The sequence below is a fragment of the Halosegnis longus genome (genome assembly GCF_009663395.1).
In the GTDB taxonomy this organism is placed as follows: Archaea; Halobacteriota; Halobacteria; order Halobacteriales; family Haloarculaceae; genus Halosegnis; species Halosegnis longus.
This window is the reverse complement of sequence record NZ_QKNW01000001.1, coordinates 49,171-62,962: the sequence shown is the minus strand read 5'-3', so window position 1 is coordinate 62,962 and position 13,792 is coordinate 49,171. Positions and strand designations below refer to the sequence as shown.

11 protein-coding genes are annotated in these 13,792 nt (G+C 63.5%); 10 read left to right on the top strand and 1 reads right to left on the bottom strand.

Features of this window, described 5'->3' with window-relative positions:
- Positions 1-19 precede the first annotated feature (19 nt).
- Complete coding sequence (locus DM818_RS00285; protein ID WP_153952188.1) at positions 20-1,285, top strand: saccharopine dehydrogenase family protein; 1,266 nt, start codon at positions 20-22, stop codon at positions 1,283-1,285.
- Positions 1,286-1,345: 60 nt separating this feature from the next.
- A complete protein-coding gene (locus DM818_RS00280; RefSeq protein ID WP_153952187.1) occupies positions 1,346-2,899 on the top strand; it encodes an ATPase domain-containing protein in 1,554 nt (517 codons plus the stop codon).
- A 9-nt stretch (positions 2,900-2,908) separates the two neighbouring features.
- On the opposite strand, the gene DM818_RS00275 is transcribed toward DM818_RS00280, so the two are convergent.
- The gene (locus DM818_RS00275; RefSeq protein WP_449272348.1) at positions 2,909-4,981 is read right to left on the bottom strand and encodes a PAS domain S-box protein; all 2,073 of its coding nucleotides are present in this window, start codon (positions 4,979-4,981) and stop codon (positions 2,909-2,911) included.
- A 284-nt stretch (positions 4,982-5,265) separates the two neighbouring features.
- Between DM818_RS00275 and DM818_RS00270 the strand changes: the two genes are divergently transcribed.
- The 8 genes from DM818_RS00270 to DM818_RS00235 all read left to right on the top strand — a co-directional run bounded on the left by DM818_RS00270 (position 5,266) and on the right by DM818_RS00235 (position 13,774).
- Positions 5,266-6,069, top strand: a complete 804-nt coding sequence (locus tag DM818_RS00270; protein ID WP_075936233.1) for an alpha/beta fold hydrolase — start codon at positions 5,266-5,268, stop codon at positions 6,067-6,069.
- Positions 6,062-7,615 (top strand): AMP-binding protein, encoded by a 1,554-nt coding sequence (locus DM818_RS00265; protein ID WP_153952185.1) that lies wholly within the window; start codon positions 6,062-6,064, stop codon positions 7,613-7,615. The genes DM818_RS00270 and DM818_RS00265 overlap by 8 nt, the downstream gene beginning before the upstream one ends.
- Positions 7,616-7,684: 69 nt before the next feature.
- Positions 7,685-8,389 (top strand): helix-turn-helix domain-containing protein, encoded by a 705-nt coding sequence (locus DM818_RS00260; RefSeq protein ID WP_075936235.1) that lies wholly within the window; start codon positions 7,685-7,687, stop codon positions 8,387-8,389.
- Between the two features lie 157 nt (positions 8,390-8,546).
- The gene (locus DM818_RS00255; RefSeq protein ID WP_075936236.1) at positions 8,547-9,956 is read left to right on the top strand and encodes an ABC transporter substrate-binding protein; all 1,410 of its coding nucleotides are present in this window, start codon (positions 8,547-8,549) and stop codon (positions 9,954-9,956) included.
- Positions 9,957-10,748 carry an ABC transporter ATP-binding protein gene (locus tag DM818_RS00250; RefSeq protein ID WP_075936237.1) on the top strand — a complete coding sequence of 264 codons (792 nt, stop codon included), beginning with the start codon at positions 9,957-9,959 and terminating at the stop codon, positions 10,746-10,748.
- Complete coding sequence (locus DM818_RS00245) at positions 10,745-11,458, top strand: ABC transporter ATP-binding protein (RefSeq protein ID WP_123124044.1); 714 nt, start codon at positions 10,745-10,747, stop codon at positions 11,456-11,458. Before DM818_RS00250 ends, DM818_RS00245 begins: the two co-directional genes overlap by 4 nt.
- An 8-nt stretch (positions 11,459-11,466) precedes the next feature.
- The gene (locus DM818_RS00240; RefSeq protein ID WP_123124606.1) at positions 11,467-12,453 is read left to right on the top strand and encodes a branched-chain amino acid ABC transporter permease; all 987 of its coding nucleotides are present in this window, start codon (positions 11,467-11,469) and stop codon (positions 12,451-12,453) included.
- Positions 12,454-12,604: 151 nt separating this feature from the next.
- Complete coding sequence (locus DM818_RS00235; RefSeq protein WP_172977326.1) at positions 12,605-13,774, top strand: branched-chain amino acid ABC transporter permease; 1,170 nt, start codon at positions 12,605-12,607, stop codon at positions 13,772-13,774.
- Positions 13,775-13,792: the final 18 nt, after the last annotated feature.

Genomic DNA, 13,792 nt, shown 5'->3' with positions numbered 1-13,792 from the left:
TAGGTCCAACACCGGGTAGATGACCGACTCACAGCGACCGTACGACCTCGTGGTCTGGGGTGCGACCGGCGTCGCCGGCAATCTCGTGGCCGAGTATCTTACCAGGCAGTACACTCCCGACGAGCTGTCGCTCGCTCTGGGCGGTCGGAACCGCGACCGACTCGCCGCCGTCGAGACCGAACTGGTCGAGCAAGCTGCCGAGTGGGACGAACTCCCCACCGTGATTGCCGACGCGACGGAGCCTGAGACGCTTCGCGCGATGGCCGAACAGACGCGCGTCGTCTGTACGACCGTCGGACCGTACACGCGGTACGGAACGCCGTTGGTCGACGCCTGTGTCACCGCCGGAACCGACTACTGTGACCTCACCGGCGAGGTGAACTGGGTCCGAGAAATCATCGACCGGTATCACGACGACGCGGTCGAGTCGGAGACGCGCATCATCCACAGCTGCGGGTTCGATTCGGTGCCGGCCGACATCGGGACGCTGCTCGTTCAGTCGCACGCGCGAGCGGAGTTCGGCGGGGCCTGCGAGACGGTTCGCATCTACCTAGAACGAAGTAGTGGTGGGGTCAGCGGTGGCACGCTCGCCAGCTTCGGCGAACTGTTCGCCGCCGTGTCGAACGACCCGCTCGCCAGACAGACGCTACGGAATCCGTACTCGCTGGCGCCGCCTGGCGAACGGAGCGGCGTCGACCCGGGAACACACCCGTTGCCGCGAAACGACCGGCTTCGGTCGAGCTGGACCAGCCCGTCGCCGATGGCTCCGGTGAACGAGCGTATCGTCCGACGGAGCAACGCCGTGCTCGGCTACCCGTGGGGCCGCGAGTTCCGCTGCACGGAGCGCATCCCGACCGGCTCCGGCGTTGGCGGGGCCGCTCGTGCAACACTCATCGCCGGCGGACTCGGCGCGTTCACGGCAGCCATGTCTGTCGACCCGATTCGAAACGGGATTCAGCGGTACGTGTTCCCTGACCCGGGCGAGGGGCCGAGCGACGAGCAGATCGAAAACGGACACTTTACGGTCCGCATCGTCGGACGCGGCACGGCGACGGCCGGACCGTTCACCGTGGAGGCCGAGTTCGGTGCCGACCGGGACCCGGGCTACGGCGCGACCGCACGCATGCTCGGTGAGGCGGGCGTGTGTCTGGTTCGCGGCGAGGTGGATTCGCCACTGAGCGGCGGCGTCCTGACGCCGGCGTCGGGTATCGGCCTGCCGCTCGCGGCCCGGCTTCGCGATGTCGGCTTCACTGCGAGCGTCGAGACAGTGAGCCACAGCGACTGAGCAGTTCCCACGGGAGACGCTGGGGCGGTTGCAGCCCAGATACTGAGAGGTGGTTTTATTATGTGCGTTGACCGTATACGGGGACAGATGACGGGTCATACTTCTGTCTCCAGCGGGTCGCGCGTGCTTGATGGAATGCTCGACGGCGGCTACCCGGCAAACCGATCGACGCTACTCATCGGTGGTCCCGGAAGCGGCAAGTCGACGCTGTCGATGCAGTTCCTCCAGGCGGGACTCAATGCAGGCGAGGAGTGTCTCTACATCAGCACCGAACAGACCATCGACGAACTCCGACAGTCGTTTGCCGACTTCGCGTTCGAACTCGAACACGAGAACCTCTCCGTCACCTCGATCCACGCCAGCGTGGGCAAGACGATCGAAAGCGGCGAGGAGGAACTCACCCTCCAGACGCTGGCGGCCGACGACGAGGGTGACGAGATGCTCGCCGAGGGGTTCAGTCTCCCCTTTACCCCCGAGTACGTCCGCGAGTATCTCGGACGGTTCGGCCCGGTCGACCGCGTCGTCCTTGACAGCGTCTCCGGGCTTTCGGTCATCGCGAACGACCCACAGCGGTTCCGCCGGTCCGTCCTGGACCTGATTCGGTTCTTCTCCGACGAGTTCGGCGCGACGAGTCTGTTCACGGCCGAGCAGGGGAACGACAGGACGACGGAGACGCTCGAGTTCACGACCCACGGCGTTATCGAACTCGCGCAGCGGCCCATCGAGGACGACCCGCACAACTTCCTCCGAATCACGAAGATGCGGGGCGTCGACTACGACCGCCGCGAGATGGAAGTCGAGTTCGGGACCGACGGGCTTCGGCTGGCTCCGGAACGGCGTTCACAACCCCCGGCGCTGAAAGACCACGCACACACGCCAGTCGGTATCGATGGACTCGACGCACTCGCCGGCGGCGGACTGGTGCGTGGTGCGGGCGTCTTACTCGAACACGACGGCCGGGCGAATCTCAACGTCTTCTTCAGCGCGCTCCTGCGTCACGGGCTCGAAACGGACGAGAAAGTAATTCTCGTGCCGACGATCGAGCTACGGGAAAGTCGCACCCAACAGCTCCTGTCGGGCCACGGCTACGACGTCGAGGCGTTTCTCGACTCCGGGCAGCTCGCGGTCGTCGACCTCGTGGGCACGTGGGACGAGAGCCGGTCGTGTGTCTTCACCCCCGAACACGACCCCGAGACGGTGACGGAGCTACTCAAGCGCCTCCACGACGAAACCGACGGGACGACGTACTCGCTGGTGAACGGGAACGCCATCGTCCACACGCTGGGTCACGAGGCCGCCCGCCGGGTCCGGTACTTCGAGGAGGCGCAACTCCTCGACCCCGACAGCGCCCTGCTCGAAGTGCTGAATCCGAACACGGTGCCCGACGAGGTCGCGGCGTTTTACCGCGACTCCGTCGAGCAGGTTCTCGACACGTGGGTGGATGACGCCGGGCGACAGTATCTCGCGCTCCGGAAATCACCGTGTGGCTTCGTCGGAACGACCTCGCTCGTGGAGTACATCGACGAACCGCCGTACGTCCGCGTCCAACACCCACCGCAGACGCGCGAGAACCCGTACGCCGAAGCGAACCCGTACGTCGACGACGACCACTGACCGACAGGGTCACTCGACGCCCGTAACTTCGAACCGTACCCCGCCGTCGGCGCTGGTGTTGATGTTGACGGTCCAGCCGTGGGCTTCGGTAATCTGTTTGATGATGCTCAGTCCGAATCCGGTCCCGTCCGTCGATGTCGAGTACCCCGGCTCGAACACCTGCTCGCGGTCTTCGGGTGGAATTCCCGGGCCGTCGTCGGCGACGTAGAAGCCGCCGGGCTGGTCGCCTATCGTAATCGTCACGTCGTCGCCGCCGTGTTCGATTGCGTTTCGAATCAGATTCTCGAGCAACTGCTTGAGCTGGCTCTGGTCGGCGTGGAAATGGCTCTCGGCGTCGTTCACCAGCGTCGCGTCCCCCGTCTCGACTGCGTCCCAGCACTCTCCCGCAAGCGCTCCGAGGTCGATACGCTCTATCACGCCCACCCGCCCGTCTCCCCGCGCCAGGTCGAGGAGGTCCGCGATGAGGTCGCTCATCCGCTCGTGGGCCTGTGCGACGCGGGGCAAGTGCTCGCTGTCGCACTCTTGTCGTGCGAGTTCGAGCCGCCCTTCTGCCACGTTCAGCGGGTTTCGGAGGTCGTGGCTCACGATGGATGCGAACTGCTCCAGTTGCGCCTCGCGCTGCTTGTGCTCGGTGATGTCCTGTACGGCCCCGCGAATCCGCGTCACCTCGCCGTCCTCGATACCGGGCTCGCCCTGCACGCCGAACCACCGAATTTCCCCGTCCGGACGCTCGTACCGGGCTTCGACCTTGGCTGGTTCGCCCGTCGCGACCACCGTCTCGATTGCGTTTGCGACGCGTTCCCGGTCTTCTTCGACGTACACGTCGAGCGCCTCGTCGAGCGGCGGCGCGTCCTCGTAGTCGACGCCCAGCATCTCGAACAGATGCGCCGTCCAGAACATCTCTCCCGTCTCCATCTCGAGTTCCCACCCGCCGACATCGGCAATCTGTTCGGTCTGGTCCAGCAGGTCGTGAACGAACTGAAGCTCCGCCTTGCGCTCTTTGCGTTCCGAGAGGTCCCTCCCGATGCCGACGATGCCGACGAACTCGCCGTGCGGGTCGGTCAACCGCCTGCCGGTGAGCTCGTACGGGGTCGGTTCACCCGCCGCGGTGAGCAAGCTCGCCTCGACGGTCGCTGTCCCCGCCTCGACAGCCGTCTCGATTGCGTCGCTGACGCTGTCGCGGTCGGCTGGTGAAAACAGCGTCTGAACGTCTTTCCCATCCAGTTCGACGTCGGAGCGGCCGGTGATATCGCTCAAGCGCTCGTTCCACCGCGTGAGCGTCCCGTCGGCCTCGACGACGTAGAACACGTCGTCGAGCGTGTCGAGTGCCTGTTCGGTAAACGCACGCTCCTTGGCGAGCTTCTCCTCACGTCGGACTCGCTGGCTGATGTTCTGGAACTTCGAGAACACCGTGACGATGTCACCGAGCTCGTCCCTGACGACGCGGTGGTGCCACTCACAGATGATTCGCTCGCCGTCGCTGGTGATGGTCTCCTGTTCGACGTCGTACGCCTTCGACTCGGCGAGCATCTCGGAGAACATCTCGGCGACGCCGTCCTGTTCGGCCTCCGGGATGAGCCGCCGCCACGAGCTGCCGACCAGTTCTTCCTCGGCGAATCCGAGAATCTCCTCGGCCTGTTCGTTAGCCCGCGCGATATCGAACTCCGCGGTCCACTCGAGCGCGCCGAGCGGTGACTGTTCGAAGAACAGCGAGAGCCGTTCCTGGCTGGCCTCTATCTCCTGTTCGGACCGATACTGTGCGACCGCGTTCGTGATTCGGTGGGCGAGCAGCGTGTACTGGCCAGTGCCACCCTGCTTTTGTAAGTAGTCGTCGACGCCGGCCGAGATTGCATCGCTCGCAATTTCCTCGCTCCCCTTACCCGTGAATAGAATGAACGGGAGATTCGGGTGGGCGTCTCGGACCGACTCGAAAAACTGGAGCCCGTTCTGGTCGGGCATGTCGTAGTCGGAGACGATACAGTCAAACTGGGTCTCCTCCAGCCGCTCGATACCGTCAGCGGCACTCGTCGCTGTCGTCACGTCGAGGTGCGCATCTTCTCGTTCGAGGAACTCTGCGACCATGTCGCCGAAGCCTGGCTCGTCATCGACGTGCAGGACGCGGATTGGGCTGGGTGTGGACACTGGGGTGAGTCGAGCGAACTGCTTGGTAGTCGGTGCGTACGCAGCCAAGCAGTTCACTAATAAAATGCTACCGGTGACTCTGATACATTGAGAATACATCATTTCTGCCGGACGCGGGTCGTCACTTCAGTAACCGAGCTACTGGTGAGCGGTGTGCTCCCGCTCGCGACTGGGTTAACATGTGAATGGACCTGTTGATAGTGGGGGGTGTTGTGGGAGTAGATATGCCTCTGGCAGAACACGACGGGGTCGAGATCGCCTACGAGGTTCGTGGGCAGGCGTCTGCCCCGACGGTGGTCTTCTGTGAAGGACTCGGCTACGGGCGCTGGATGTGGCAGTGGCAGGCAGACGCGCTCGCCGACGAGTATCGCGTTGTTTTGTGGGATAATCGCGGCACCGGCGAATCGACGGTCCCCGACCCGCCGTACAGTATCGAAGCGATGGCCGGGGACCTGGAAGCGGTCCTCGATGCAACCGACACGACCGCGGCACACGTCGTCGGAGCGTCGATGGGTGGTATGGTCGCGCTTCAGTACGCACTCGCGTACGACCGGGCTGCGTCGCTCACGCTCGCGTGTACGTCACCGGGCGGGGACGACGCCGTCCCGACACCAGACGAGACGATGGCACGGATGTTCGACGTACCGGAAGGCGCGACCGAACGCGAGGCCATCCGACACAAGATGGCTCCGGCGGTGACAGACGGCTTCATGGACGCGAATCCGGACCTCATCGAGTCGATTATCGACGCGAGGGTCGACTCGGATGCGCCTCCAGTCGCGCGTGAGGCGCAGGCGGGCGCTGTCGCTGCGTTCGACGTGGCAGACCGGCTGGACGACGTTGCTGTGCCGACGCTTGTGATGCATGGTACGGCCGACCGCGTGCTCCCCGTCGAGAACAGTGAACTCCTACTCGATGGAATCGACGACGCCGACGCCATGATCGTCGAGGGCGGCTCACACCTCTTTTTCATCGAGGAGGCCGACCGAGTGAACGAGCGACTGAGCGCATTTCTCACCGATGGCTGAGTTCGCCCCCGACTGGGTCGGTGACTGGAGCCGCCGGCGCGCGTCACTCTCCCCGGACCGGGTCGGACTCGTCGACGCGACGACCGGAACGGAGTACACGTACGCAGCGCTCGATGAGCGCGCCGAGAAAACGGCTACAGCCCTCACTGAGGCGGGCGTAGAAGCCGGCGACCACGTGCTTGCTGTCTCGCGAAACCGGCCCGCACTGGTCGACCTCTTTTTTGCGACGGGAAAACTCGGGGCGGTGCTCGCCCCCGTCTCCCACCGATTGGCCCCTCCCGAACTCGAAGAGTTAGCAGCGCGAGTCGACCCCGTTGCTCTCGTGGTTGAGGCGTCGCTTACAGAGCTGTTCGACCCGCTGCTGTCGGGGGCCAATGACCCCGAAACGTTCCTCGTCGGTGAACAGAATCCGGACGCGAAAACCGACACGCCCTGTGGAACATCGCTGGATACTGCTCGAACGAGGGCGCCAGCGACGCCAACGGAGTCACCGGCCAGCCTCGAAGACCCACACTTGCTCTTGCACACCGGTGGGTCGACCGGAACACCCAAAGAGACGGTCATCCCCCACAGAGCGGTGTACTGGAACTCGATGACGACAATCGCCGCCTGGGGCCTCGGTCAGACCGACACGACGCCGATGCCGTTCCCGATGTTCCACACCGGGGGGTGGAACGTGTTGACGGTGCCACTCTTCCACGTCGGCGGAACCGTCGTTATCGCTCGGGAGTTCGACCCCGGGGAGGTGTTGCGAGTGCTCGCTCAGCGAAACGCCACCGTGTTAGTCGCTGTTCCTGCCGTGTTACGCATGATGGCGACTCACGAGCAGTGGGACGCGACCGACCTCTCCTCGCTCCGATTTGCCAAATCCGGCGGTGGCCCCTGCCGGCGTGATGTCTTGGAGACGTGGTGGGACCGCGGCGTCGACCTCTCGCAAGGGTACGGGCTGACGGAGTGTGGGCCGAACAACTTCGCGATGCCCGACGACTGGCCGCGTGAGAAGGCAGCCTCAGTTGGGGTCCCCGGTCCGCACGTCAGTGTCCGCGTCGTCGACGACGACGGGAACACCGTTCCGACGGGCGATGTGGGCGAGCTCGAACTGTCCAGCCCCGCTGCGGCCGACGGATACCTCGCATCCCCGAGCGAATCAGAAGCGACCTTCGGCGGCGGCTGGGTGTCCACCGGCGACCTGGCCCGGGCCGACGGTGACGGCTACTACTACATCGAGGGACGGAAGAAGAACATGTTCGTGAGCGGCGGGGAGAACGTCTACCCTGCCGAGGTCGAGGATGCGCTCACCGACCACCCAGACATCGAGGAGGCAATCGTTATCGGCGTCCCAGACGAGACCTGGGGCACGGTCGGACGAGCGGTCATCAAAGGCGACGAGTCGCTCACAATCGAGCGGCTCGAAACGTTTCTCGACGACCGGCTGGCGCGGTTCAAACATCCGAAGACGCTCGCGTTCGTCGACGAGTTCCCTCACGCCGGGCCGTCGAAAATCGATAGAGACGCCGTTAGCGACCGGTTTGGCGACTCATCGTAGACATCAACATGATTGTTTGGGATAGATTTATGTTCTGCGGTGCAAATGTTACCGGAAACGGGGAGCGCTATGATTGATGTCACGCTGGATATGGAGCAGTACGACTGTCCGTTCATCCACGCGACAGAGGAACACGAGCTAGCCTTCTCCGCGGTTCACTGGGAGTTCGATACGGCGCGACAACAGCTACAAACCCGAATGGCTGTCGAGGCGAGTGACCCCTTCGCACTCGATGAGGGTCTCGACACGCTCCACGACCACGATGCACTCCACGAGTACGATCTCATCTCGAAGACGGACGGTGTTGCTCACATCCGAACCGCGATTGACGAGACGGCTGCGATGGGAACGATTCGCGAAGGGGGCGGATACATCACCGGTCCGTTTTATATCGCAGACGGCTCCGAGGTGTGGCACGTCGGCTTCGACGACGCTGGTGAGGCGGACGGAACGCTCTCTCGACTCGACAGAGACAACGAGTACACCGTCTTAGAACGGACGACGCCGGAGATGCCCGACTTACAGGGGTTCGTCCAGAACGCCGGCGCGGCGATGAAGCTCATCGAAGGGTGTCAGGACCTCTCGGATGTCGAGCGACAGACGCTTGAGACGGCCGCCAACGAGGGGTATTTCGAGAGTCCCCGGTCCGCGACACTCAGCACCCTCGCTGATGAGTTCGATGTCTCGAAGCCAGCGGTCTCGAAGAATCTCCGGCGCGGGCAACGGAAGATGCTCTCCCGGGTGGTCGACGTGATGACCGAACTCGACAAGTGACGTAACTGCGCGCTTCGACCCCACTTTCAGTGGTGGACCACCGCTGTGACTAGGTTCGCACTCGTTTGCCGATAGCAGCGCGTCTACCGGCTGCTGTGGGCAATGTTCACATATTAACGATGCAGTTGATGGGGGTATACAATGAGGGTAGTTTTGTATGAGCCCAGGTATCACACGACGACGTGCACTGGCGACAGTTGGGGCGGCGGGCCTCGCTGGCCTCGCTGGCTGTTCCAGCAGCACCGACGGCGACGGCGGTGGCAACGGAACAGACACAGACACGACGCCAACAGGAACGACAATGGAAGGGACAAACGCAGCAGGAACGGTCAAAATCGGCGTACTACAACCAATCTCGGGAGACCTCCAGTACTACGGCCAGCAGGGCGTGTGGGGGTTCTCGTCTGGTCTCGCGTACAAGGCGGGTGAGGAGCCGAGCGTCACCGCGGAATCCGGCTCACAGACGGTCACAGTCGGTGACGTCGATTACGAGCTGTACATCCGAGATACGCAGTTCTCGGCCGACAACGCGCAGTCGCTGGCGACGAACCTCGTCACCGGCGAAGACGTGGATATGCTGTTTGGATGTGCGTCCTCAGGCGCGGCCAGCCGCGTTGCCGAAACCGTCGCCAAGCAGGCGGGCGTCCCGTACATGATGGGACCTGCTGCGTCCGCATCCGCGACGGCAACTGCAGAAACCTGTGGGGAACAAATCTTCCGCGCCTCGGAGAACACGGCGATGGATGCGCGCTCCGGCGGCAAGTACGTGGCACGCGAATCCGACGTCTCGCGAGTTTTTCTGTTCGGCGCTGATTACTCGTTCGGTCGCGCAGTCGTCAACAACTACGAGTCGGTTCTCCGGAACGAGGGGGTCGAAATCGTCGGGAAGCGGTTCGTTCCACAGGGGTACGGCGAGTGGGAGGGACTGCTCGACAACGCCGTCGAGGCGGGTGCAGAGGGCATCGTCGGCGGGTTCACCGTCGCGACGCTGCCGGCGCTGTTCACGTCGTATCTGCAGGGTGATTACGACTTCACGGTGTTCGGTGGCTTCGCGACCGAAATCACCAACAACGTCGTCGGCGGCTTGCTCCAGAATCAGTTGGGAACGCCGCTGACACAGGAGAAGCTGGACGGACTCGGTGTCGGACCGTTCACCACCCGCTACCACTGGAACCAGTACGACAACGAAATCAACAACACGTTCGTCGACAGGTACGTCAACGCCTACGGCCGGGTGCCAGACCTGTTTACCTCTGGAACGTTCACCGCCGCCTCGGCAATCGTGCAGGGGGTCGAGGAGAGCGGTTCGACCGACGGGGCAGACATCGCGAGTGCGATGCGGGAGATGACCGTCACAGACACCCCGAAAGGCGAAGGCGGGTACACCTTCCAGGGGTACAACAACCAGGCGCGCTCCGAGATGACCGTCGCAGACGTCGTGCCGACGGCAGACGAGTGGAGTGACGCGTGGGGTGCGGCTGTTCAGCCGAGCGAGCCGGTCGCGCGCGTCTCCGCGGACGAGACGACTATCCCGGCCGACAGTGACGAGATGAACTGCTCGCTGTAGATGCTCCGGACCAACGGACTCACGAAGCGGTTCGGGGGTCTCACCGCCGTCGATAGCGTCGACTTCGAGCTTGCGGAGAATGAGCTCTGCTCGCTAATCGGCCCCAACGGAGCCGGGAAGACGACCTTCTTCAATCTCCTCACGGGAGCCCTCTCCCCGACCGACGGCGAAATCGAATTCACGCCCCACGACGGTGCTCAGCGGTCACTCGTCGGCGCTGAGCCGCACGAGATTGCGGCGATGGGTATCCACCGGTCGTACCAGGTGACGAACGTGTTTCCCGGGGCAACCGTCCTGGAGAACGTTCGCGTCGCGGCTCAAGCGGCCGGCCCGGACCGGCTCAACATCTGGCGTAACGCGGGCGCGCTCGACCGGTATCTCGACGAGGCGTACGCAGTCCTCGACCGCGTCGGGCTCGCCGACGCAGCTGAGACCCCGGCGAGTGCGCTCTCTCACGGCGCAAAGCGCCAACTGGAAGTCGGTATCGCGCTCGCGGGCGACCCGGACGTACTCCTCTTGGATGAGCCGAATGCAGGCGTCTCCTCAGAAAGTGTCGGACGGATTATCGACCTCATCGAGGACGTCGCAACCGACCACGCCGTGCTGCTGGTCGAACACAACATGGACATCGTGATGGAGGTGTCCGACCGCGTAGTCGTGTTGAACCAAGGTGCGGTGATTGCCGACGACGAGCCCGAAGCCGTCCGCGGCGACCCGGCCGTTCAGGAGGCGTATCTCGGCGGCTACGACCCGACGGAGAGCGACTTGGCGACCGATGGTGAGCCAGCATGAGTGAAGGGGAGCCACCGCTGTTAGAGCTGGAGAACGTCCACAGCTACTACGGCGACAGCCACATTCTCGAGGGTGTCGACCTCGAGGTACACGAAGGTGAGGTCGTGGCTCTGATGGGGCGCAACGGCGTCGGCAAAACGACGACGATTCGGTCTGTGCTCCAACTCACGCAGCCGCGCGACGGAGCTGTTCGCTACCGCGGCGAGGACCTCGTCGGGCTCGACACCAACGAGGTAGCCGAGCGCGGTATCGGGTGGATTCCGGAGGACCGACGGATGTTCTCACAGCTTACCGTCACCGAGAACATTCGGGCTGCAGTGCCGGACGCGGCCGCGGTTGAAGAAAAACTCGACCTCGTGTTCGAGACGTTCCCCGCCCTCGACGAGCGACAGAACGCGCGCGCCGGGGCGTTGTCGGGCGGCCAACAGCAGATGGTCGCAATCGCTCGCGGCCTCGTCGGTGAGAACGACCTCCTGTTGATTGACGAGCCCAGCGAGGGGCTTGCTCCGAAGATTGTCGAAACCGTCGCGAATACCCTTGCAGAAACGGCGGCGGAAACGACGATACTTCTCGTCGAGCAGAACCTTCCGTTGGCCCTCGATGTCGCTGACCGGTTCTATATTCTCGACCACGGGACGGTCGTCGACAGCGGCGCAACGGCAGACGTAGACACTGACTCGGATCGGCTCCGGAGGTATCTCTCGGCATGATGTCACTGCTGTTTATCGATGCGCTCGTCGAGTTCCTCTCGCCGGGGAACGTAGTCGACGTGCTCGTGCGTGGCCTCGCCGAGGCTGGACTGTACGTGATGATTGCCTCCGGGCTGACGCTCGTCTTCGGTCTCATGGGGGTGTTGAACTTCGCTCACGGCTCGATTACGATGATTGGTGCGTACCTCGGTGGACTCGTCTTGGTGACGTTGGCTGCTGGCGGTACCACCGTGACCGGGCTGTTGGGCTTTGCCGTCGCGATTGTCGTCGCGTTCGGCGTGCTCGCCGCGCTCGGGGCCGGAATCGAGACACAGCTGGTCCGGCGCATCTACGACCGGCCACCGCTGTATCAGATTCTCCTGACGTTCGGCGTCGCGCTCGTCTTAGACGAACTCGCCCGTATCGTCATCCTGTTTTACGGGCTGCAGCCGTCGACCGTCTGGCAGGCGGTCCTCGGGACGAAACCGACGGTGTTGCGCGAGTCGGTCGATATCTTCGGTGCGTCAATCGGCGGTCTCGAACTGTTCCAGATTCTGTTCGGCGTCTTGACTGTCGCCGGCGTGCACCTCTTCTTGACTCAGACACGGTACGGCCTGTTCATCCGGGCCGGGAGTGAGGACAGCGAGATGCTCTCGGCACTTGGTGTGGACGTTCGGCGGGTCTTCACCGTCGTGTTTGCACTGGGAACCGGTATCGCCGGCGCGGCCGGTGTGTTACTCGCCTGGGATCCCGCGTGGGGCGCGTCGGTCCCCCTCGCCGCAGAGACGCTCCTCCCCGCCTTCGTTGTCGTTATCGTGGGCGGGCTGGGGACGTTCCGTGGGACCGTCGTGGCTGCGCTGTTGGTCGGTTTCGTCGACTCTACCATGACGTGGTGGTTCCAGAACCACATCAACTTCACAGGACTCCCCGAGATGATGGTGTTCCTCGTGCTCGTGGTCATGCTCATCGTGAAACCGCAGGGTCTCTACGGCGTCTCGGAGGTGGGGGGCCATTAGCTCCTCCGACGCTGTCTCGTCGGATGCTGCCGACGGACAGTCCGAACCACACGGCGACCGGGTGGAATCGGACATCGCGTGGCCGCTACGCTACGCGCGCGACCACCTGGTCCACCTGGCAGTCGTGTTCGTATTCGCCGTCTATCCGGGTATCTACACGCTGGCGGTCAATTCACCGCTGTCCGCAGAGTTCACCGCACTCCTCCCGCGAATCGAGACGCTCGTGGTCGTGTTGTTTTTCGCGCTCTTTGCGATGTCGTTCGACTTCATCAGCGGATACACGGGGTATCTCTCCTTCGGCCACGCGGCATTTTACGGAACAGGTGCCTATCTCGTCGTGCTCGCGGCGAACGGGAAGCTTCCGCTTCTCGGCCCGGAGACACCGTTCATGCTCCTGTTAGTGATTGCCGGCGTTGCAGCAGCCGTTGTTGCACTCCTCATCGGGAGCGTATCGTTCCGCCTTTCGGGCGTCTACTTCGCGATGATTACGCTCGGCTTCTCACAGGTGCTGTACGTGTTCATCCGCGACTGGGACTTCGTCGGCTCAGCGCCACGGAACGGTGTCGCTGTGACCGGGACGACCGAGGGGTTCAGAATCGGTATCCCCGGCGTCGAATCGCTCAGCGTGGCAATCGGTCAGCTCACGGGCGACTCCATCGAGGGCTTGTTTGGCTTCATCTCGCTGTCGGCAACTGAGGTGTCGTTTTATGCTATCGGCGCGGTCGTTCTCGTCTGTTATCTGCTGCTCCAGCGACTGGTTCACTCGCCGTTCGGTCGTGTACTGATTGCGATTCGGGAAAACGAGGAACGGGCACGCGCAATCGGCTACAACACCTACGTGTACAAGCTGTCCGCGTTCGTGATGTCTGGCTTCTTCGCCGGCGTTGCTGGTGCACTCTTCGCGGGCTTCCGTCGGTCCGTCACGCCCGAGAACGGATTCTACTTCCTCGTCGCAGGTGATGCGCTCCTCGCGTCAATTCTCGGCGGCTTCGGCACGCTTGCGGGGCCACTCTACGGACGGCTGTTCGACCAAGGCGCGCGTGAGTTCCTCTCGAAGGAAGGCGGTGGCGGCGGCCTCCTCCCCTACCTCCGTGCCAATCTTGGCGAAGGAACACTATCGACCGAACTGTTCAACGGTGTGACCGTCTCCGAGGCAATCGACACGTTCCTGAACGGGCACGCCGCCTTGTTCGTCGGTGTCCTGTTCGTCCTCTTCGTGTTGTACGTCCCCAACGGCGTGCTCGGGACGCTACGGATGCGATACGGCGGCGTGCTCGCGAAAGCGATTCCACGCCGCGTTCAGCAGTGGTGGCGAAGCTAACGGACACGCGTTCTCCTT